Raw genomic sequence first — 19,488 nt, 5'->3', positions numbered from 1 at the left:
TGAATGCCACGTCAGCCTCCGTAGATGGCGGCGTTCAGCTCGCGGATCGCACTGGCGGTACGCGGTCCGAAGCCGAGCAGGTGCAGGCCATCCATGCGTATGATCGCCTTGCGGCTGGCGGCTGGCGTCAGCGAAATCGCCGGCTGCTTGAGCAGGTCCTCGTTCGACATCGACAGCGGGCCTTCGCGATCCATGATCAGGATGGCGTCGGGCTTGGCTTCGATGATCGCTTCGTCGGTGACAGACTTGTAACCGCTGAAGCCGCCGATGGCGTTGATGGAGCCGGAAAGCTTGATGATGCCGTCGGCTGCCGTATTGCTGCCCGAAGCGAGGATCTTGCCGTTCTGGTTGCTGAGCACGAAGAGCACGCGCTTGCGCTCGGCCTCCGGGCGCTTGGCGGAATCGCCGATGGCGGCATCCAGATCGGCGGCGACCTTATCTTCCAGGGCCTTCGTCTTTTCCGGCACGCCAAGCAGAGAACCGACGACGTCGATCTTCTTCAGAATGCCGTCGCGATCATAGGTCTGGGGCACGGTTTCAAACGGCAGGCTGGCATTGCGCAATACGGCCAGCGCCTCCGGCGGGCCGGAGCCTTCGACCGCGATGATGGCCGTCGGGTTGACGGCCAGGATGCCTTCCGGCGAGAGCGCGCGCATGTAGCCGACATCGGGAAGCTTGGTCGCTTCCTTCGGATAGAGGCTGGTGGAGTCGCGGGCGATCAGCCGCTTCTCCTCGCCGAGCGCATAGACGATCTCGGTGACATCGCCGCCGATGGAGACGAGGCGGGTGGTATCCAGCTTCTTCGGCGTTTCTGCGGCATAGGCATGCCGGACAAAGCCGCCATAGCCTGCGATGGGGCTTGCCGGCACGAGCGGCAGAGTCATCACCGCCATAGTCAAGGCAATTTCCCAAGGCCTGATGCGCTTGAAGTTCTTAAACATCGTCATTGACCATTTCTCATGCAGCGACGCTGGCGCCGTCTTTCGTCAGGTTTTCGATGATGGCGCGCCAGTCGGGGCGCTCGTCGAAGCCTTCTTTTCGCTTGCCGAAGAACTGGATGATCATCTCGCCCTTGGTGTTGTAGGCTTCGAGCGAAGTCACGTGGCCGTCCTTGGTCGGCTTGCGCACGGCCCAGGTCTCGGCGATCTGGTCCTGGCGCAGGTGCAGGTGGAAGGTCGGATCCATGACGTTGATCCACGGACCCATGGTCTGCACGTTGACGATCGGGCCGGAATGGATCTGCACGGTGCCTTCGTTGGCGACGAAGCACATGATCGGCAGGCCCTCGCGCACGGAGGCGTGCATCATCTCGGCGACGGCACCGGCATCCAGCTTCCATGCATAGTCGTCGCCGACGGTGCGGATGGCATCCTGGCGGCCGATCTTCAGCTTCTTCAGCATGCCGAAGAATTCGTGCGTGTCGGTCATGCGGCTCCAGTGGTCGCGCAGCTCGTCGCGGCTGACGTCGCCGTCCGCGGCGCCATTATCGTAGCCGGAGCGGTCCTCGACGAATTCCTGTGACTGATCTTCGATGCGCAGCTCTGCGACCATGGCGTGATAGGCTTCGACATTCGACGCGGGGCGCAGATGCACCTTGTGGACGGCATCGCCGGCCTTGTCGAAGAACTGCAGGCTCAGTTTCTGCTGATCGCCATCGAGCTTGGTGACGGCAAAGCCATGCACCCAGCGCTTCGGGAAGATGCGCAGGTCGATATTCTCGCCCAGCACGATGGCCGCCTGGACGCCGAACTTCATGTTTTCATAGACGCCGATCTTCTCGTGCACGGCGCTTTCGTTGCGCGACAAGGCCATGATTTCACCGAGCGAGGCGATTCGCGCCAGGAAGCGGTCGACGCTTGCGTCGATGCGGGTAGCTGAGATGCCGACTTCGGCAGCCACCAGGGCTGCTTCGGAAATGTTGAGGCGGGCGGCGATATCGCGTTCGCGCATCTTCGGGTTTTCGGCGCGGAAGGCGCGGATTTCGGCGGGTGTCGGTCGGGTCGTTTCAGTCATTTTTTCATGCCTATTTGTTGAGTATGAGCTTGCCTTGACGCGTAATCTTCATGCGATAGATGACGCCTTCGTGCCTGATCATGATTTCGGTCTGGCCTCGGAAAATATCCGTGCTCTCGACGATTCTTAATTGCGGTGCCGCCGTGCTTCGTGCCGGCGGCGTTGGGGTCTTGTCAGCAATCATCCTGTTTGGTTTTGCCTGAAAATTCATCGGTAGCCGAACTGCTGTCCGGTCAAATTTATCTTGACTTTAATACTCATGGTTTCATAAAGACGCAATAGGATACCAAGAAAGTCAAGTTTAAAAATTTCGACGGTACACGCCAGGGCGGTTAGTTGGTTGGCTGGCGCGCGTCGACACCTATTTCGGGAGACATGCCGATGCTGACGAAAACGATCTTGGCGCTCGCTGTCTCGGGGATTTCCATCGCGACATTCGGCGTCCCGGCCTTTGCCGAGGATGCAAGCGCGGCCCCGGCAACCGCCGCGCACAAGCTCAATGTCGAGCTCAATGCGCTGGCACCGTCACAGAAGGGCTGCATGATGACCTTCGTCGCCGAGAACGAGATGGCGACGCCGATCAACAAGATCTCTTTCGAACTCGCCTTCTTCAACGACAAGAATGCCGTCGATCGCGTCACCGTCCTCGATTTCCGCGATCTGCCGCTCGGCAAGAAGCGCGTGCGGCAATTCGACATGCCCGGCGTGAAATGCGAAGCCGTCTCCCGCATCATCATCAACGATACGCCCGTATGCGATGGTCCGGCGGCGGGCGAGTGCAAGGCCGCATTGGCGACCCGCTCGCAAACATCGGTTCCTTTTGAAGGCTGACGGCCATGGCGATGCGCTCGGTCAAGGTTTCCATGGAACGCCGCGACAATGGCGGCTTGAATGACAACTATCCGAGCGCGCTGCCCGGCCATGAATTGACCGGCCTCGAAGGCGTGCCACGCCCGCCGGCCGGCGAGACGGTGATACACTATGGCCGCCTTACGCAGATCAGCCCCTTCCCGGAGCATCCTGCCGAGCCGGCTCCAATTGAGGCGGCGGAACAGCTGCCGATGGATGCGCTGCCTGAGAAGCTTCAGGTGGCAGCTTCGGGCGGCGGAAAGCGGCTTGTTTTTTCCAGCCTGGGCTCCTGCCTGTTTCATGCGCTCGTGGTCGCATTATTGCTGCTAACCTTCATTGCGACGCCGGAGGAGGCGAAGGAAGAGGCGGGCGATAGCGTCAGCGTCGTCATGATCGGCAATTCCGATGCCGATCAGATCGCAGCCGGCGACGAGAATCAGCAGCCAGAGCAGCAGCAGGTGACCGCCGAAGCAGTCCAGGCGCAGACGGTGCAACCGGTCGAAGTCACCCCGGAGCAAGCCCGGCCACAGGCGCCGCAGCCCGATGTCGTTCAGCCGCATGCTGTTGAGGCTCAACCGGTCCAGACGGCTGAAGCTGTGCAGCCGATCGAGCAGGCGCCTCCCGAAACTATCGTTCCCGAGCAGCCGCAGATCTTGGCGACACAGGCACCGGCCGACACGACGGTGATCCAGCCAGTTGAGACCCAGATTGCCGAGATTCAGCCGACCCAGCCTCAGCGGGAGGTCGCGACGCCCGTTGCGAAACCGAAGCCGATCGAGAAGCCGAAGGACATCAAGAAGCCGGTCGCAAAGATCGTCAAGGCGAAATCGGGGTCGAAAGGGGAGGGTCGGGAGGACGCCAGGAGAGGTTCTGTCGACGGAACCGAAGTGGACCGATCCGATAACAACAACTCGGTTGTCAACGCTCGACGCACCGGTTCTGGCGACGCGGTCATGGCAAATTACAAGGGCAAGGTTGAGGCGCGCGTCAGGCGATTTGTCGGGCGCGTGCCCTCGAAATACAAGACGGGCCTGACGGTTGCCATGTCTTTGACGATCGGCGCAGGCGGCGAACTCCGCTCTCTCTCCCTGGTGAGGAGTTCCGGTAACCCCGAATTGGATCAGGCTGTGATGGATCTCATCCGCCAGGCTGCGCCATTTCCGCCACTGCCTCCTGAGTGGGGGAGGTCCGCATGGCCGGCCACGCAGGCCGTTCAGATTGGATCGCGATAGTCGGTCATCATGGCGTGCATGGTCTGCGATAAAATATGATGAAAACTATCAACTTTATACTTTACTATAAAACTCATGTTTACTAAGGTCGCCTCGCGCTCGGCGGAATCGAGCGTGCAAGAGCAACCAGCAAACGGGTGATGCATGGCGCGTAAGGGGAAGAAGGATTCTGGCCGCGGGAGCCGTGAGGTGCAGGCGACGGTACAGACCTCCGGGAAGTCCAATCTCGATGTGCGCAGCTTTCTCTATGTCGGCGGTCGCGATTGCCAGGTGGCCCATCTGCGCCAGATCGCCAGCAACTTCGGGGCCGAACTGATCCATCACGATGGCGGCCTTCGTGAAGCGGTGTCGCGTATCGATACGGTATTGCCCTCGGTCGACTGCGTCTTCTGCCCCATCGACTGTATCAGCCACGATGCGTGCCTGCGGGTGAAGACCGGCTGCAAGAAGTTCGGCAAGGCCTTCATTCCCTTGCGCAACGGCAGCAAGTCCAGCCTCGAGCGGGCGCTGCAGACCATGAAAGAACGAGACGTTTCCCAATGATCGATAATGGCCCTGACGGGGTTGTTCTGATCGGCCTGCACAAGCTGGCCGCGCAGAATGGCGATGGGCTTGTGCCCGAACTCTATGAATTGCTGATGCGCCGCGCCGAAGAGCAGCATCGCGCCGCGAATGTCGCGACCTTTCCGGCGTGGAAGGCGCGCATGCCGGGAGAAGCGCCGGATCAGCCGCTGGACGTGGCCAGCCGTGACGGCGCAAATGTCGTTGCCTTTGCGCTTGACGTGGATAAGACTGTCGCACGCCGCAAAAAGGTCTGATCGTCGAACGAGGTTGCCATGTACATCGCCATGAACCGCTTCAAGGTCGTCATCGGTTTGGAGGGCGAATTCGAAGAGGTTTGGAGAGGGCGCGATTCTCGGCTCTCCGACGTGCCCGGCTTCCTGGAGTTTCGCCTGCTGCGCGGCAAAGCGGATGTCGATGGTGGCTATACGCCGTTTTCCTCGCACACGGCCTGGCACAGCGAAGAGGATTTCATCAAGTGGACGAAATCCGAGCATTTTCGCATGGCGCATCGCCGCGCAAGCGATAACAAGCGGCTCTATTGGGGGCCGCCGCAATTCGAAGGCTTCAGCGTGGTTCCCGGCGTTTAAGCCGGTCTTCTCAGCTTGCCGATGACGACGCCGGCCCTAAGCTTTTTCGGCCTTCGTCCTGAAGAAGGCGCCAAGCGCGATTACGGCCCAACCGGCAATCATGCCCATTCCGCCCGTCGGTGCCGCCATCGGAAAGAGCGAGCTGCCGCCGAAGTGACGGTTGATCAGGTCGCCTGCGAAGATCAGCGTTCCCAATCCCAGCAGAACAGCGGCGACAGGCGCCGTGCGAATGCGGTCATAGCCGGCGTAGAGCGCCAGGAGGGCAGGGGCGTGGGCGAGGCTCATGGTGGAGGCTGCACCAAGGAAATGCGTATCGCCGCCATGAGTGGCAGCTGCAGCAAGCGCGACGCCGCCGCCGCCGAGAATGCCGGCGATAAACAGGGTGGCCGGACGGATTGTGGCGCCAATGCTCATATCTTCCTCATTCCCTATTCTGCATGTGGAAGGCCAGACGCTCGACGGGCTCCCAGATGATGGCACGCAGTTTTTCGTTCTCGATGGTTTCGTTCATGGCTCGGCGGAAGCAAAGTAGCCACTCATCGCGTTCGGTCGGGCCGATGGCAGCGACGAAATGCCGGCTGCGCAGGCGGGGATGGCCGCGCTTTTCGATGTAGAGCTGCGGCCCGCCAAGATAGCCCGTCAGATATTCGTAGAACTTCTCCTGCGAACCTTCGAGGCTCGGCGGGTGTACGGCGCGGCAATTGGCTGCCTCGGGCAGCGTATCCATCAATTCGTAAAAACGCGAGGTCAACGCCCGCACCGTGCGGTCGCCACCGATCGCTTCGTAAAGTGTGATGGTTTCTTCGCTCAAGCCTCGGCCCCTGTTTGCGATGCTCTACATGGCAACTGACGGGCGCTGCCGCAACCGCCGATATGGCCGGTGCGGCGTTTCGGCGCTGCCTTATTTGCCGGTCGTCAGGTGAAAGGCGTCGCTTTCGCCGGGAACGAGTTCGAGCGGCCAGGTCCTCTGGCGCTTCGTGTTGGGGTAGATATGGTTGTAGGCGGGCATGCTGGAAAGCAGGATTTCCGCGAGTTCGACCCCGAGATCGTGCAGCGAGGTGCGAAAGCAGGTCAGCGCCGGCTGCAGGAATTTGGCGCGCGGCGCCTCGCGAAAGCCGACGACGGCGATATCGCGACCGGGAATGATGCCAGCCTCCATGACACGCCGATAGAAGCCGATCGCCATCAGCTCATAGATCAGGATCACAGCCGTCGGCCTGTCTTCCAGGCGAAGCAGTTCATCGGCGACCTGATAGCCACCCTGTTCGCTCGATTTGGCGCGGATGACCAGCGCCGGATCATAGGGGATGCCATGCCGCTCCAGTGCACGGCGATAGCCTTCTACGAAGACGAAGCCGAGATTGATGTCGCTGGCGGGCGTGCTGATGGCAATGCGACGGTGCCCGCGCGCGACGAGGCGGTCGACGGCGCAATTGGCGACGCCGTCGAAATCCAGGTCGGCCCACGGATGCTGCACGCCCGAGAGGCTGCGGCCAAGCGCCGCGAACGGAATTTTCGCCTTGGCGAGCATATCGAAGCGCTTGTCGACGCGCTGCGTCTCGGAGAGGATCAGCGCATCGACGATGCGCCTTGCCACCATGCGTTTCAGATATTCGTAAGGGTCTTCGTCATGCGGGCAGGGGAGCATGATCAGATCGAGATTGTGCCGCGAGAATACGCTCTGCAGGCCGCCCGTCACGGTCAGGAAGAAGTTGTCGCTATTCTCGACCGTTTCCCGGCTGGACTGGATCATCAGGCCGATGACATTCGTCGTGCCTTGCCGCAGGCTGCGTCCGGACTGGTTGGCCACATAGCCGAGTTGTTCTGCGGCCGCGAGCACGCGCTTGCGGGTCTCTTCGTTCACATCCGGCTTGCCGTTCAATGCGCGTGATACTGTGCCGATCGAGATATCGAGATGTTCGGCAAGCTGGCGAATTCCCTTCATCGGCCGCGGTTTTCCTCCATGCGCCATTTTCCGTTGTCCTCCTCTATTGACACAGGAAAATCTTTTCGCATAGTATCGTAAACGTTTACGGAGCGCGTGTCATGAGGGGTTGATCACCGCCCGCTGGAGGACATCGTGAAATTCAATGCCATTTTGTGCGGGTGCGGAGCTATGTCTAAAGGCTGGCTCAGGGCCATCACCTCGACACCATCGCTTGCCGAATCCATCCAGGTCGTCGGCCTGGTCGATCTCAATCGTGCGACCGCTGAAAACCTTGCGAAAGAGTTCTCTCTGGAAGATGCCGTCATCGGCTCGGATCTCGGCGATGTCATCGCGGCGACGAAGGCCGATCTGGTTTTTGACGTCGTCATCCCGGCGGCACGCTTCGCTGTGGTTTCGACGGCTTTGAAGGCTGGCTGTCATGTTTTGAGTGAAAAGCCGATGGCGACGTCGCTTGCCGAAGGCGACGCCCTGATCGACCTTGCCGCCAAGGCCGGCAAGGTCCATGCCATCATCCAGAACCGCCGTTATATCTCCGGGATCCGTCGCCTGCGACGCTTCGTCGAGGAAGGGGCGATCGGCGAGCTGACGGGCGTCCACTGTGATTTCTTCCTCGGTCCGCATTTCGGCGGTTTCCGCGAGGAAATGGACAGCGTCCTGCTGCTCGATATGGCGATCCATACGTTCGACGCCGCTCGCTTCGTTTCCGGCAAGGTGCCGCTCTCGGTCTATTGCGTCGAAAAGAACCCTGCAGGATCCTGGTACAAGCATGGCGCATCGGCGCATGCGCTCTTCGATTTTTCCGACGACGTCGTCTTCAGCTATCGCGGCTCCTGGTGCGCCGAGGGCCGGCGCACGAGCTGGGAAAGCCAATGGCGGCTGACCGGCAGCAAGGGCATGCTGACCTGGGACGGCGAAGAGAATTTCGAAGCCAGTGTCGCCGGCAATGAGCCCGGCCTCCTGCATGGCTTCGCGCCGATCGAAGTTCCCGGACCGAAACATGAGGAAGAGACGCACGGCCACGCCAGCGTCATCGCCTCCTTCATCGAGGCGATCAGGACGGGCAAGGCGCCCGAGACCGCAAGCGAAGACAATATTCGCAGCCTCGCCATGGTTTTAGGCGCCATCGAGAGCGCCAAGACCGGCCGGCGCATCGATATTTCAGCACAAGGACAGTAAGATCATGACTAATCCGGCAAAGGCCATCCGCATCGGCACGATGATCAGGGCGACGAACGAGGACGCCGCCAGGAACATCGCCAAGATCGCCGATCTCGGCTTCGAGAGCTTCGAGCCCTTCTTCTGGCAGACTACCAATGGTCAGAACCTTGCGGATCTCGGCAAGCGCTGCCGCGACGCAATCGGCGATCGCGACATCACCATCTCGACCCTCGGCATGTTCGGCAATCCGCTCGAAGAGCGCGAGATGGACCTGCAGACGCTGCAGGGCTGGAAGGATTGCATCGACAACGCCCATCATTTCGGCGCCACCTGCGTTGCCGGCTTCACCGGCCGCATCCGCAACAAGCCGCTCACCGACAGCCTGCCGCGCTACAAGCAGGTCTGGAGCGAGCTTGCCAAGCGCGCTGCCGACAAGGGCATCAAGATCGCCTTCGAAAATTGCGCCATGGACGGCAACTGGGCGACCGGCGACTGGAACATCGCCCACAATCCCGACGCCTGGGAGCTGATGTTCAACGAGACCCCGGACGACAATCTCGGCCTGGAATGGGAGCCGTGCCATCAGATGGTCTATCTGATCGAGCCGCTGCCGCAGATCCGCAAATGGGCGAAAAAGATTTTTCACGTCCATGGCAAGGACGCGACGATCCGCTGGGAGGTCATCAAGGAGCACGGCATTTTCGGCAAGGAGAAGTTCGTCTTCATGCGCACGCCGGGCTTCGGCGACAGCAACTGGACTGACATCATCTCCGAGCTGCGCCTTGCCGGCTGGTCCGGCTCGATCGACATCGAGGGCTGGCACGATCCGGTCTATCGCGATGCGCTCGAGATGACTGGTCAGGTTCACGGACTGAACTATCTCAAGAGAAGCCGGGGCGGTGAATACGTCGAGTGACCCACGCATTGGCGAATCTGCATCGATTTAGGAGGCGAGTTGTGCGTTAATCAAAGGCGTGGGGCGGCCAACGCTCTGCGCGAGACGGGCAACCAAATGGAGGACTGCCGCGCATTTGCTGATCGTTCCGAGGAGGGCGGGCGAATGCACCGGCAGCAATGAGGGAAAAGCCGACGGCAGCGCGGGCCATGTCGTCGGTTCAAAACCGTCACGGTTCGCAGGTGGAGGAGAATATATGAATATTTTTTCGAAGCTGGCGATCTCGGCCGGCATGTCGCTTCTGTTGGCTGCCGGTGTGGCGCAAGCCCAGGGCAAGACATTTAACGTCTGGTGGTACGAGCTGCCCGACACGCCTCAGGCCGTGGCCTGGACGAAGGCACTCGGCGCATTCAAGGCCAAACACCCCGATGTAACCGTCAATTTCGAGCAGAAAACCTTCGATCAATTGCAGAAGGCTGGCAGCCTTATTCTGAATTCGGATCAGGCGCCTGATGTGCTCGAATACAATAAGGGCAATGCGACAGCGGGCCTCGTTGCCTCGCAGGGGCTGCTGACACCGCTCGATGATGAGTTCAAGAAGCGCGGCTGGGACAAGGTCTTGAACGAAACCAATACGCAGCTCAGCAAATATGACCAGAATGGCGTCTATGGCTCGGGTCCGATCATCGGCATCCCGGCACTCGGCGAGTTCGTCTCGGTCTTCTACAACATCGACATGTTCCAGGCTAACGGCATCAAAGTGCCGACGACGCTGGCCGAGTTTGAGGCAACGCTCGATACCTTCAAGAAGAAGGGCATCACGCCGCTTGCCTATGGTACGGTGGATTCGAATGCACAACACCTGCTTTACACGCTGGCGCTAACGCAAGCCGACGACACCTGGGTCAAAAACTATCAGGGTCTCAAGGCGCCGCTCGATACCAAGCCCTTCCTGTTCGCCGCTCAGAAGATTGCTGACTGGGTGGGCAAGGGATACATCTCGAAGGATTCGACCGGCCTCAAGGGAACGGACGCCGCCAACGTATTCTCTTCGGGCAAGGCGCCGATGTTCGTCAGCGGTACGTGGAACAACGGCAATTTTGCGAACACTATCAAGACGTTCAAATGGAGCCAGTTCATTTTCCCGACGACGAAGTACACTGTCGGCTCGACTGGCAGCATGTTCATGGTGCCGAAGAGCGCCAAGAACAAGGATCTTGCCTATGATTTCATCGATCTTGTGCTGAGCAAGGGCAATCAGAACGAACAGGCAAATCTTGGCGGTGTGGCGATTGATGCAGATCCGGCTGCCATCACCGATGAGGTCGGCAAGCGCAATGTCGAGCTCTTCCACCAGATTTCCAGCAAGGGTGGCCTCGGCTTCTACCCGGACTGGCCGGTGCCTGGCTATTACGAACTGCTGATCCAGGCGACCACCGGCCTGGTGAACGGCTCCACGTCGCCTGATCAATTGGCTGCACGGTTGAAGAAGGCCTACGACGACGTGCAGGCGGCGCAATAACACCATCGGCGACAATCACAACGGCGGGACGGCCCTGATGCCGCCCGCCGTATCGGACTGGAGGAATTCGATGGAAAAGTCGAAGAGCGCCGGCAGGGCGGGGTACTATTTCTACATGATCCCCGGAATGCTGGGATTTGTGCTGGTGGTGCTCATTCCCCTGATTGCCAATTTCGCGATCAGCTTCACGACATGGAAGGGCGGGGTCATTCCGCCGCGTTATGTCGGTTTTGAAAACTATCAGAGATTGCTTCTGGATACTCTCTTTTGGAGTTCGATCCAGCATACGCTGCTGTTCATCATTTCGATGACCATCGTACCGATCCTCCTCGGGCTGGTGCTGGCGGCGGTGCTGTTCGACTATATCAGCGCGCAATTCAGCGAGACGTGGTCGAGTTTCTTCCGCGCCGGTTTCTACCTGCCGCAGATCCTGCCCCTGACCGCGGCTGGCGTCCTGTGGGGGTGGATCCTCAACCCGATCGGTATCATCAACGCGGTATTGAAAGCCATTGGGCTCGATTTCCTCGCCAAGAACTGGCTGGGGGACGCAAATTATGCGCTTTGGGCCGTTTCCGCCGTCATCGTCTGGGTCCAGGTCGGCTACTGCCTTGTCGTGTTCATGTCCGGATTGGCGCGCGTCGACCCTTCGCTCTACGAGGCGGCCGAACTCGACAATGCAAGCTGGTTCGGGCGCTTCCGCTCCATCACCATTCCGATGCTGATGCCAGAGATTTTCGTGGTGGCGCTGACGACGCTGATCGCGGCGCTCAAGGTCTTTGCGCCGATCTACGTGCTGACATCGGGCGGCCCCGACAATGCGACCACGGTGCCATCCTATCTCTCCTACTATCATTTCTTCACCACGAACCGCGTCGGCTATGCCGCGGCCATCGCGACGCTGCAAACGGTCATTACCATCATACTGGGCGTTGTGTTCCTGCGCATGCAATCGAAACAGGCTGAGGGAGGCCACTGACATGGCGGTAACGTCTGCGATTTCCGCCCCGGCCGTTTCGGTGCATCACAGCCAGAAGAAAGGGATCGGCCGATGGGTCGTTCTGGCCATCCTGCTTGTTTTCCTGGCAGGTACGTTGTTTCCGTTCTTCCTGGCCGCCTTCAACGCCATCAAGACGCCGTCCGACTATGCCGCCAATGGCCCGCTTGCCTTTCCGCATAGCTTCGACCTGACGGCGCTCAAGAATTTCTGGATGAATGTCGATTTCCCCCGGAAACTCTTCAACAGCATTCTGATCAGCGGATGCACAGCGATCTTGGCCGTCGTTCTAAGCCTGCTGAACGCCTATGCCATCGGCATCGGCCGCGTACGCGGCGGACAGGTGATGCTCGTCATCCTGCTGATCTCGATCATGGCGCCGCAGGAAGCCCTGGTCTATCCGCTCTACTACATGTCCAAGCAGGTCGGCCTGTTCGATTCGATGCTCTCCGTGATCTTGATCATCGGCGTGCTGCACACCGCCTTCGGGACCTATCTTCTGTCTTCGGTGCTGGCGACCTTCCCCCGCGAAATCATCGAGGCGGCGCAGATCGACAATGCCACGCGCTGGCAGATCCTTTGGATGGTGATCGTGCCGGTGCTGCGGCCGACGCTGGCGGTGCTGGCGACCTTCTTCTTCATCTGGACCTGGAACGAGTTCCTGATCCCGCTGGTGTTTCTGGTCTCCAACAACAACCAGACGGTTTCCGTCGCCATGGGCGTGCTGTCGGGCGCCAATACGCAGGAGCCGACCGCGATTGCGGCGGCCTCGCTGCTCGGCATCACGCCGACGGTGATCTTCTTTCTGATTTTCCAACGGACCCTGACGCGCGGTGTCGCCGTAGGTGCCGTCAAATAACCAATGCGGAAGCCCCGTTCCGACTGTGATCGTCGGGCGGGGCGCGATGAATGGCAAGTCTGACGAAGTTCGATTTTTCCGCAGGAGGAGCAAAGTGGCAGGCATCAACATCAAGTCCCTCACCAAGCATTTCGGCGCCGTGCAGGTTCTCAACGATATCGATCTGACGATCGAGCGCGGCGAGTTCGTCGTCTTCCTCGGCGGCTCGGGCTGCGGCAAGTCGACATTGCTGCGCATGATCGCCGGTCTGGAGTCGATCACCAGCGGCGAGATCTGGATCGGCGGGCGGCGGGTCGATCAACTGCCGCCCGGCGAGCGCGGCGTGTCTATGGTGTTCCAATCCTATGCGCTCTATCCGCACATGACCGTTCGCGACAACATGTCCTTCGGCCTGCGCAACATCAAGACGCCGAAGGCCGAGATCGCCAGGCGCATCGAGGCGGCCGCGAAGATCCTCGAAATGCCACACCTTCTGGATCGCAAGCCTTCGGCTCTATCAGGCGGCCAGCGCCAGCGTGTCGCGATCGGCCGCGCCATCGTGCGCGAACCTGATGTCTTCCTCTTCGACGAGCCGCTTTCCAATCTGGATGCCGGATTGCGCACGCGTACGCGTGTCGAGCTGGCGCAGCTGCATGAGCGGCTTGGCGCGACAATGGTGTTCGTCACTCACGACCAAGTGGAGGCGATGACGCTTGCGGATCGTATCGTGCTGCTCAACAACAAGAAGATCGAGCAGGTGGCGTCGCCAGTCGAGATCTATACACGCCCGGCGACGCGCTATGTCGCTCAGTTCGTCGGATCGCCGGGCATGAACTTCATCAGCATTGCCGGCGTTAGCGAGGCAGGCGGATTGGCGACGGCGACGTTGCCGGATGGATCGGTCATCAAGACGGCGGTCGGGCTTAACGGCATTTCGAATTCCGGGCTGACGCTCGGCATCCGCCCCGAGCATCTGGTCGTCACGACGGCGGAAAAGGGCGATATCGGCGGTCAGGTCGAGACCGTGGAGCGCCTCGGCGACCGGTCGCTCGTTCATGTCCGGCTCAAGGACGGCTCGAAGATCATCGGCACCGATCCTGGCATGACGAGCATCACGACAGGTTCGCCGATCGCCTTCGCCGTCGAGGCAACGAAGGTGAGCATTTTCGATGCGAGCGATGCGGCACATCATTCGGTAAACTGAACTGAGGAGAGAGCCATACGAGGATCATTCACAAACAATAAGGCCTAGAAGTCGCCAATCAGATTATTGACGAAACCGTCCAATTGGTATGTTATGTCGCCATGTCCACTGCACACCATAGGAAGAAGCAGCCTTTGTTCGTCCGCCAGCAATTGCTGGAGGTCGCGGCGCGGCTTGCTTCCGAAAAGGGAATGGCCGCGGTGACGCTGGATGCCGTTTCCGGTGCGTCCGGGGTGAGTAAGGGTGGCCTGCTGCATCACTTTCCCAGCAAGAACATGCTTCTCGAAGCGCTGTTCGACAGCCTGCTGGAGCGGCTGGATGCGGCAATCGAGGAAGCGATGCGCGCGGATCCATTGCCGCATGGTCGCTTCACCCGCGGTTACCTGCATGCCTGCCTGGCACTGCGCGATCAGCCGCAGGGCAACAAGGACTGGGCACAGGTGACGATGGTGCTGCTTACCGAGCCGCAATTGCGGCAGCGCTGGCACGAGTGGGTGCGCGAGCGCAGTGAGGAATATGTCGGTACGGATTCCTCGGTGGATGCGGCAATCGTCAGGTTGGCGGCCGATGGGATCTGGCTCGCGGACCTGCTCGGCAGTCACGACATGGACGCAGGCGCGCGCGCGACGCTCATCGGGCGGCTTGTCGAGCTCACACACCTCTAGGAATCGTCGGAGACATGGGAATGGCGAATGCATCGGTCTATGCAATGCTGCTGGTTGCGATCGTGCTGGAGGTGATCGGCACGACGGCGTTGCAGATGTCGCAGCAGTTCACCCGCCTCGGTCCGACGGTCGTTCTGGTGGTCTGCTACACCGCGGCGTTCTATTGCCTTTCGGTAACGTTGCGGGTCATTCCGGTGGGCATCGCCTACGCAATCTGGAGCGCGCTCGGCATCGTGCTGATTTCGGTTGTGGGGGTCGTGCTTTTCCGTCAGAAACTCGACCTTGCCGCCATCATCGGCCTGGGGTTGATCATTGCCGGCGTGCTCGTCGTCAATCTCTTTTCAAAATCCGTGTCGCACTGAAAACAGAGGTGTTGTTCATGGCCAGTTTTGCCTTTGTCAAATCGCTTTGAAGGCTCTATGTCTCTATAAAGCAGGCTGATGAAGGTTTGAAGTATGGCGCTTTCCCAAAGCGCTTTGGATCACATAACCTATTCAATCCTAATAGAATTAGAGGAGTGCCGTAATGACTATTCGCGCCGTCGTTTGGGGGGAGAACATTCATGAGCAAACAAACAAGGTCGTCGCCGATATCTATCCGGAAGGCATGCACAACACCATCGCCAAGGCGCTGAATGCCGATGCCGGTATCCAGGCTACCACTGCAACGTTGCAGGAGCCGGAGCATGGCCTCAGCGAAGCGCGCCTGAAGGACACCGACGTGCTCTTGTGGTGGGGTCACAAGGATCATGGAGCCGTTAACGACGAAGTCGTCGAGCGCGTCGCCAAGCGGGTGTGGGAGGGCATGGGCCTCATCGTTCTGCATTCCGGCCATTTTTCCAAGGTCTTCAAGCGCCTGATGGGCACGCCCTGCGCGCTGAAATGGCGCGAGGCCGGCGAGCGCGAGCGCCTGTGGGTCATCAATCCCCGCCATCCGATCGCAGCCGGCCTCGGCGAGCATTTCGAGCTCGAGAACGAGGAAATGTACGGCGAGCAGTTTTCCGTTCCGGAGCCGCTGGAAACCGTGTTCATCTCCTGGTTCCAGGGCGGAGAAGTCTTCCGTTCGGGCATGACCTGGCGCCGCGGTGCCGGTAACATCTTCTATTTCCGTCCGGGTCACGAGACCTATCCGACCTATCACAACGCCACGGTCCACAAGGTTCTGATCAACTCCGTGAAATGGGCCCACAATCCGCTCGGCACCCAGGCCAGCATCCATGATGCGCCGAACGTTCCGGTCGAGACGGCGTTGGAGCCGATCGTCGAGCGTGGCCCGAAACTGCACCAGGCCGGCGAAGCCGGTTATCGCTGAGGTATCATATGCGTCTCATAGTAGTTGGCACGGGCGGCATGGCGAAGAACCATGTGGAGCATTTCGCCCGCATTCCTGGCGTCGAAATCGTCGGCGCCGTCGATACTGACGCGACGAGGCTCACCGCCTTTTGCGATACGTTCGATATCAAGAAGCGCTTCCTGTCGCTCGACGAAGCGCTGGCCTGGGGCGAGTTCGATGCGGTGACCAATGTCACGCCGGACAAGGCTCACCATCCGACGACCCTGCCGCTGCTTGCCGCCGGCAAGCATGTTCTCTGCGAGAAGCCGCTTGCGGAGAATCATGAAAAGGCTCTCGAGATGACGGAGGCTGCCGAGAGGGCAGGGGTCGTCAACATGGTCAACCTGACCTATCGCAATGTCGCGCAGCTGCAGAAGGCGCGCGAGATGGTGATCTCGGGCGAGATCGGCACGGTCAAGCATGTGGAGGCGTCCTATCTGCAGAGCTGGCTTGTCTCCAGGGCCTGGGGCGATTGGCGCAGCGAGTCCAAGTGGCTTTGGCGTCTATCGACCGGGCACGGCTCGAACGGCGTTCTCGGCGATATCGGCATCCATATCCTCGATTTCGCCGCTTATGGCGCAGCGACGGATATCGATCACGTCTTCGCACGCCTGAAGACCTTCGCGAAGGCGCCCGGCGAGCGGATCGGTGAATATACGCTTGATGCGAACGACAGCTTCTCGATGTCGGTCGACTTTGCCAACGGTGCGCTTGGGGTCGTCCATGCGAGCCGCTGGGCGACGGGACATCTGAACGAGCTGAAGCTGCGTATCTACGGCGAGCGCGGCGGCCTGGAAGTGACCCACAGCCCGAACGGCTCCGAACTGCGCGGTTGTCTTGGCGATGATACCGAAACAGCGACGTGGAAGGTCATCGAGGTGCCGCCGGTGCCGACCAACTACGAGCGATTTGCCGATGCCGTCATGACCGGCAGCAGCCAGGATCCGAGCTTCCGTCACGCAGCCAACTTGCAGCGCGTGCTGGATCTTGCCATGGTAACGGAAACGGAGCGGCGCGAACTGAAGGTCTGATGGCAACAGCGCCGCGCGTCGCATGTGAGGCGCATAGGTCGCTGTAGTACTTTAAATCTGCTGCATAATTTAATCCTTAAATCTGCTGCATAATTTAATCCTTGAATCGAATCCGATTGAAGGAATTATGCAGTAGGACACCTTCGGGCAAAGCCTTGGGAGCACACGCATGTCCACCGAGGAAAAAGTTGCCAGCCATTACACGCATGGATCGCTGGAAACGGCGATCCTGCAAACCCTTGTCGACAACGGCAAGGATATCGACAACCTGCGCATCCGCGATCTGGCGGGCGTCGATGAATTCCACCTGGGGCGGCATGCGGCCACGGTGGATTTCGCGCGGGATCTCGATCTTGCCGCCGGCCTGCGGCTTGCCGATATCGGATCGGGACTGGGCGGACCCGCTCGTCATTTCGCCGATTCCTATGGATGTATCGTCTCGGGCATCGATCTTACCGAGGAGTTCGTTCAGGTTGCCAATTTGCTGACGGCCCGCTGTGGTCTGGCCGACCAAGTCTCCTTCCGGCAGGGGAGCGCTCTCGCCCTGCCCTTCGAAAGCGATAGTTTCGATCGGGCGACGCTCATCCACGTCGGCATGAATATCGAGGACAAGGCGAGACTATTTGCGGAGATCAGGCGCATTCTCAAGCCGGGTGGCCGTTTCGGGCTCTATGAAATCATGCAGATGCGCGACGGCGCGCTACCCTATCCCATGCCCTGGGCGATGGAGCCGGAAACGAGCTTCGTCTGCAGCCCAGACGTTTACCGCAGTTTGCTCGAAAAGGCCGGCTTTGCTGTCGAGCTGGAACAGGATCGCAGTGCCCTGGCGATCCGGCTGGCGCATGAGGCGCGCGCCAAGGCTGCAGCAGGCGAGGGTCGGGACACTGGGTTCCGTACGTTGATGGGGCCGCGGGCAAGTGAGCGGAGCAGCAACGTCAACATGTCGGTGGAAGCAGGGTTGCTTGCGCCGATCGAGATGATCGCCCGGGCGGTGTGACGGAATGCATCTGGCGGGCCAGCTGCGGCGCATTGACAGCAGCGGGACTGTATCTATATTGAAAATTCAACGGTAATGGATTTCTGCCGGGCCATGGTGGCCGAACCGCTGCTCTGATTTTCCAGGGAAGCTGATGACTCCTACTCAAAACGCCTGAAAGGCGAAGGAGTAGAGTCATGTCTGTTTTCCTGCCGTTATTCCACTCATGTTTCCTATCTGGTATCCCCGGGAAACCGTCCGCCGGCTTCGCGGGAGGGGCAAACTGATGTCCGCATCCGCATATTTTCAACATCGTCTTCAGCAATTTCGCAGCCTGTTCAAATGGATCCTTCTGGTCGTGCCGATGGCCGTCGTCGTCGGCTCGCTCTGCGCCCTGTTTCTGTGGAGCCTGGACAAAGCGACCGCGGCGCGCTTCGACCATCCCTGGCTGATTTTTCTGATGCCGGCCGCCGGCTTCCTGATGGTCCTGGTCTACCAGCATTTTGGACGCGGCTCGGAAGGCGGCAACAATCTGATCGTCGATCAGATCCATGAATCGGGCAGCGGAGTGCCCTTGCGCATGGCGCCCTTCATTCTGGTCTCGACGGTTCTGACGCATCTGGTCGGCGGTTCGGCGGGGCGCGAGGGAACGGCGGTGCAACTCGGCGGCAGTATTGCCAGCGCCTTTGCAAAACTCTTCAGGCTCAGCCACGCGGAGATCCGAATTCTCCTCATGGCGGGCATAGCCGCCGGCTTCGGCGCGGTCTTCGGCACGCCGATCGCGGGTGCGGTCTTTGCGCTCGAAGTGCTGACGATCGGGCGAATGCAATATGAGGCTCTGATCCCCAGCCTTGCGGCTGCGATCGCGGCCGACTGGGCATGCCATGCCTGGGGTATCGAGCATATCCAGTATCAGATCGGCTATCTCGCCGGTACACCGGCAAGCAGCTTTCATCTGGATGCTTTGCTGCTCCTCAAGGTCGGCATCGCCGGCGTACTCTTCGGCCTGATGGCGCGTTCCTTCAGCGAGGTCTCGCACAGGGCCTCTGCGGCATTCAAGCGGTTATGCGCCTATGCGCCGCTCAGGCCCGTTATCGCCAGTGCGATCCTGATCGGGCTCGTCTATCTGCTTGGCACTCGGGAATATCTCGGGCTTGGCGTCTGGTCGCCCAACCCAGGCGATACGACGATCCTCGGTTTCTTCGATCCGGCTCATGTCGATTACTGGAGCTGGTTCTGGAAGGCGGTCTTTACGATCGTAACGCTCAGCGCCGGCTTCAAGGGCGGGGAGGTGACGCCGTTGTTCTTCATCGGTGCAGCGCTCGGCAACGTGCTTGCCGCCATTCTCGGCGCGCCGGCTGATCTCTTTGCCGCGCTGGGCTTTGTTGCCGTGTTTGCCGGGGCAACCAACACGCCGCTCGCCTGCATGATCATGGGCATCGAGCTTTTCGGCGCGACGCATACCGTCTATCTCGCCGTCGCCTGCTTCCTTGCCTATATCTGCAGCGGCCATACCAGCATCTATCTGTCGCAGCGTCTCGGCATTGCCAAGACCGCGGCCTCCGGAGAGATCCTCGCCGATATGCCGCTTCGCCACATTCGCGAACGCCACCTGGAGACGCGGCGGGAAAATGTCCACAAGATCGAAAAGCTTTAATGCAAGGACGACGGGAGATCGTC

At 60.1% G+C, this 19,488-nt stretch carries 23 protein-coding genes and 1 riboswitch; of the genes, 17 read left to right on the top strand and 6 right to left on the bottom strand.

From position 1 onward, the window contains the following. Positions 1–11: 11 nt before the first annotated feature. The 3 genes from RHSP_RS00275 to hemP are packed head-to-tail and all read right to left on the bottom strand — an operon-like array spanning position 12 to position 2,197. A complete protein-coding gene (locus RHSP_RS00275) occupies positions 12–947 on the bottom strand; it encodes a heme/hemin ABC transporter substrate-binding protein (RefSeq protein WP_004107019.1) in 936 nt (311 codons plus the stop codon). Positions 948–957: 10 nt separating this feature from the next. Next, entirely contained in the window at positions 958–2,013 is a 1,056-nt protein-coding gene (locus RHSP_RS00270) for a hemin-degrading factor (RefSeq protein WP_004107017.1), read from the bottom strand. Positions 2,014–2,023: 10 nt separating this feature from the next. Beyond that, entirely contained in the window at positions 2,024–2,197 is a 174-nt protein-coding gene (hemP, locus tag RHSP_RS00265; RefSeq protein ID WP_004107015.1) for a hemin uptake protein HemP, read from the bottom strand. A gap of 197 nt (positions 2,198–2,394) precedes the next feature. Between hemP and RHSP_RS00260 the strand changes: the two genes are divergently transcribed. The 5 genes from RHSP_RS00260 to hmuQ all read left to right on the top strand — a co-directional run bounded on the left by RHSP_RS00260 (position 2,395) and on the right by hmuQ (position 5,245). Beyond that, positions 2,395–2,844, top strand: a complete 450-nt coding sequence (locus tag RHSP_RS00260; protein WP_004107013.1) for a hypothetical protein — start codon at positions 2,395–2,397, stop codon at positions 2,842–2,844. A 5-nt stretch (positions 2,845–2,849) separates the two neighbouring features. Further along, positions 2,850–4,094, top strand: a complete 1,245-nt coding sequence (locus tag RHSP_RS00255) for an energy transducer TonB (protein ID WP_004107011.1) — start codon at positions 2,850–2,852, stop codon at positions 4,092–4,094. Between the two features lie 144 nt (positions 4,095–4,238). Next, the gene (locus RHSP_RS00250; protein WP_004107009.1) at positions 4,239–4,637 is read left to right on the top strand and encodes a DUF2325 domain-containing protein; all 399 of its coding nucleotides are present in this window, start codon (positions 4,239–4,241) and stop codon (positions 4,635–4,637) included. Beyond that, a complete protein-coding gene (locus RHSP_RS00245) occupies positions 4,634–4,912 on the top strand; it encodes a hypothetical protein (RefSeq protein ID WP_004107007.1) in 279 nt (92 codons plus the stop codon). Before RHSP_RS00250 ends, RHSP_RS00245 begins: the two co-directional genes overlap by 4 nt. Before the next feature lie 18 nt (positions 4,913–4,930). Further along, on the top strand, positions 4,931–5,245 hold the full coding sequence (gene hmuQ, locus RHSP_RS00240; protein WP_004106992.1) for a heme-degrading protein HmuQ: 315 nt from the start codon (positions 4,931–4,933) through the stop codon (positions 5,243–5,245). A gap of 36 nt (positions 5,246–5,281) precedes the next feature. Here the strand turns inward: hmuQ and RHSP_RS00235 are convergent, their stop codons facing one another. From RHSP_RS00235 to RHSP_RS00225, 3 genes are all read right to left on the bottom strand, one after another. Then, a complete protein-coding gene (locus RHSP_RS00235) occupies positions 5,282–5,659 on the bottom strand; it encodes a DUF423 domain-containing protein (protein WP_004106989.1) in 378 nt (125 codons plus the stop codon). A gap of 7 nt (positions 5,660–5,666) precedes the next feature. Then, the gene (locus tag RHSP_RS00230) at positions 5,667–6,056 is read right to left on the bottom strand and encodes a group II truncated hemoglobin (protein WP_004106987.1); all 390 of its coding nucleotides are present in this window, start codon (positions 6,054–6,056) and stop codon (positions 5,667–5,669) included. 90 nt (positions 6,057–6,146) lie between these two features. Beyond that, positions 6,147–7,190 carry a substrate-binding domain-containing protein gene (locus RHSP_RS00225; RefSeq protein WP_037148619.1) on the bottom strand — a complete coding sequence of 348 codons (1,044 nt, stop codon included), beginning with the start codon at positions 7,188–7,190 and terminating at the stop codon, positions 6,147–6,149. 135 nt (positions 7,191–7,325) lie between these two features. Between RHSP_RS00225 and RHSP_RS00220 the strand changes: the two genes are divergently transcribed. The 12 genes from RHSP_RS00220 to RHSP_RS00165 all read left to right on the top strand — a co-directional run bounded on the left by RHSP_RS00220 (position 7,326) and on the right by RHSP_RS00165 (position 19,465). Further along, on the top strand, positions 7,326–8,369 hold the full coding sequence (locus tag RHSP_RS00220) for a Gfo/Idh/MocA family protein (RefSeq protein WP_037148616.1): 1,044 nt from the start codon (positions 7,326–7,328) through the stop codon (positions 8,367–8,369). A 4-nt stretch (positions 8,370–8,373) separates the two neighbouring features. Beyond that, positions 8,374–9,267 (top strand): sugar phosphate isomerase/epimerase family protein, encoded by an 894-nt coding sequence (locus RHSP_RS00215; RefSeq protein ID WP_037148613.1) that lies wholly within the window; start codon positions 8,374–8,376, stop codon positions 9,265–9,267. A gap of 235 nt (positions 9,268–9,502) precedes the next feature. Beyond that, positions 9,503–10,768 (top strand): ABC transporter substrate-binding protein, encoded by a 1,266-nt coding sequence (locus RHSP_RS00210; RefSeq protein ID WP_004106982.1) that lies wholly within the window; start codon positions 9,503–9,505, stop codon positions 10,766–10,768. Positions 10,769–10,838: 70 nt separating this feature from the next. Next, complete coding sequence (locus RHSP_RS00205; protein ID WP_004106981.1) at positions 10,839–11,744, top strand: carbohydrate ABC transporter permease; 906 nt, start codon at positions 10,839–10,841, stop codon at positions 11,742–11,744. Between the two features lies 1 nt (position 11,745). Continuing rightward, complete coding sequence (locus RHSP_RS00200; protein ID WP_004106977.1) at positions 11,746–12,621, top strand: carbohydrate ABC transporter permease; 876 nt, start codon at positions 11,746–11,748, stop codon at positions 12,619–12,621. Positions 12,622–12,715: 94 nt separating this feature from the next. Beyond that, on the top strand, positions 12,716–13,804 hold the full coding sequence (locus RHSP_RS00195) for an ABC transporter ATP-binding protein (protein ID WP_004106975.1): 1,089 nt from the start codon (positions 12,716–12,718) through the stop codon (positions 13,802–13,804). Positions 13,805–13,905: 101 nt separating this feature from the next. Next, positions 13,906–14,469 (top strand): TetR/AcrR family transcriptional regulator, encoded by a 564-nt coding sequence (locus RHSP_RS00190; protein ID WP_037148608.1) that lies wholly within the window; start codon positions 13,906–13,908, stop codon positions 14,467–14,469. A 14-nt stretch (positions 14,470–14,483) separates the two neighbouring features. Further along, positions 14,484–14,831, top strand: a complete 348-nt coding sequence (locus tag RHSP_RS00185; RefSeq protein WP_476705480.1) for a DMT family transporter — start codon at positions 14,484–14,486, stop codon at positions 14,829–14,831. Between the two features lie 163 nt (positions 14,832–14,994). Beyond that, a complete protein-coding gene (locus RHSP_RS00180; protein WP_004106967.1) occupies positions 14,995–15,780 on the top strand; it encodes a ThuA domain-containing protein in 786 nt (261 codons plus the stop codon). Positions 15,781–15,788: 8 nt separating this feature from the next. Continuing rightward, the gene (locus RHSP_RS00175) at positions 15,789–16,832 is read left to right on the top strand and encodes a Gfo/Idh/MocA family protein (protein WP_004106964.1); all 1,044 of its coding nucleotides are present in this window, start codon (positions 15,789–15,791) and stop codon (positions 16,830–16,832) included. 169 nt (positions 16,833–17,001) lie between these two features. Further along, the gene (locus RHSP_RS00170; protein WP_004106961.1) at positions 17,002–17,829 is read left to right on the top strand and encodes a class I SAM-dependent methyltransferase; all 828 of its coding nucleotides are present in this window, start codon (positions 17,002–17,004) and stop codon (positions 17,827–17,829) included. A gap of 62 nt (positions 17,830–17,891) precedes the next feature. Beyond that, positions 17,892–17,979, top strand: a riboswitch (Fluoride riboswitch). A gap of 115 nt (positions 17,980–18,094) precedes the next feature. Further along, a complete protein-coding gene (locus tag RHSP_RS00165) occupies positions 18,095–19,465 on the top strand; it encodes a voltage-gated chloride channel family protein (protein WP_004106957.1) in 1,371 nt (456 codons plus the stop codon). Positions 19,466–19,488 lie beyond the last annotated feature (23 nt).

Source organism: Rhizobium freirei PRF 81, assembly GCF_000359745.1.
Taxonomy (GTDB): Bacteria; Pseudomonadota; Alphaproteobacteria; order Rhizobiales; family Rhizobiaceae; genus Rhizobium; species Rhizobium freirei.
The sequence above is the reverse complement of the archived record's forward strand: the minus strand, read 5'-3'. Positions and strand labels throughout refer to the sequence as shown.

Coding starts and splice junctions, on each gene's coding strand:
- RHSP_RS00210 (WP_004106982.1), top strand. CDS start 9,503: ATGAATATTTTTTCGAAGCTGGCGATCTCGGCCGGCATGTCGCTTCTG.
- RHSP_RS00205 (WP_004106981.1), top strand. CDS start 10,839: ATGGAAAAGTCGAAGAGCGCCGGCAGGGCGGGGTACTATTTCTACATG.
- RHSP_RS00235 (WP_004106989.1), bottom strand. CDS start 5,659: ATGAGCATTGGCGCCACAATCCGTCCGGCCACCCTGTTTATCGCCGGC.
- RHSP_RS00255 (WP_004107011.1), top strand. CDS start 2,850: ATGGCGATGCGCTCGGTCAAGGTTTCCATGGAACGCCGCGACAATGGC.
- hmuQ (WP_004106992.1), top strand. CDS start 4,931: ATGTACATCGCCATGAACCGCTTCAAGGTCGTCATCGGTTTGGAGGGC.
- RHSP_RS00185 (WP_476705480.1), top strand. CDS start 14,484: ATGGGAATGGCGAATGCATCGGTCTATGCAATGCTGCTGGTTGCGATC.
- RHSP_RS00270 (WP_004107017.1), bottom strand. CDS start 2,013: ATGACTGAAACGACCCGACCGACACCCGCCGAAATCCGCGCCTTCCGC.
- RHSP_RS00260 (WP_004107013.1), top strand. CDS start 2,395: ATGCTGACGAAAACGATCTTGGCGCTCGCTGTCTCGGGGATTTCCATC.
- RHSP_RS00170 (WP_004106961.1), top strand. CDS start 17,002: ATGTCCACCGAGGAAAAAGTTGCCAGCCATTACACGCATGGATCGCTG.
- RHSP_RS00175 (WP_004106964.1), top strand. CDS start 15,789: ATGCGTCTCATAGTAGTTGGCACGGGCGGCATGGCGAAGAACCATGTG.
- RHSP_RS00225 (WP_037148619.1), bottom strand. CDS start 7,190: ATGAAGGGAATTCGCCAGCTTGCCGAACATCTCGATATCTCGATCGGC.
- RHSP_RS00245 (WP_004107007.1), top strand. CDS start 4,634: ATGATCGATAATGGCCCTGACGGGGTTGTTCTGATCGGCCTGCACAAG.
- RHSP_RS00190 (WP_037148608.1), top strand. CDS start 13,906: ATGTCCACTGCACACCATAGGAAGAAGCAGCCTTTGTTCGTCCGCCAG.
- RHSP_RS00165 (WP_004106957.1), top strand. CDS start 18,095: ATGTCCGCATCCGCATATTTTCAACATCGTCTTCAGCAATTTCGCAGC.
- RHSP_RS00275 (WP_004107019.1), bottom strand. CDS start 947: ATGACGATGTTTAAGAACTTCAAGCGCATCAGGCCTTGGGAAATTGCC.
- RHSP_RS00200 (WP_004106977.1), top strand. CDS start 11,746: ATGGCGGTAACGTCTGCGATTTCCGCCCCGGCCGTTTCGGTGCATCAC.
- hemP (WP_004107015.1), bottom strand. CDS start 2,197: ATGATTGCTGACAAGACCCCAACGCCGCCGGCACGAAGCACGGCGGCA.
- RHSP_RS00250 (WP_004107009.1), top strand. CDS start 4,239: ATGGCGCGTAAGGGGAAGAAGGATTCTGGCCGCGGGAGCCGTGAGGTG.
- RHSP_RS00215 (WP_037148613.1), top strand. CDS start 8,374: ATGACTAATCCGGCAAAGGCCATCCGCATCGGCACGATGATCAGGGCG.
- RHSP_RS00180 (WP_004106967.1), top strand. CDS start 14,995: ATGACTATTCGCGCCGTCGTTTGGGGGGAGAACATTCATGAGCAAACA.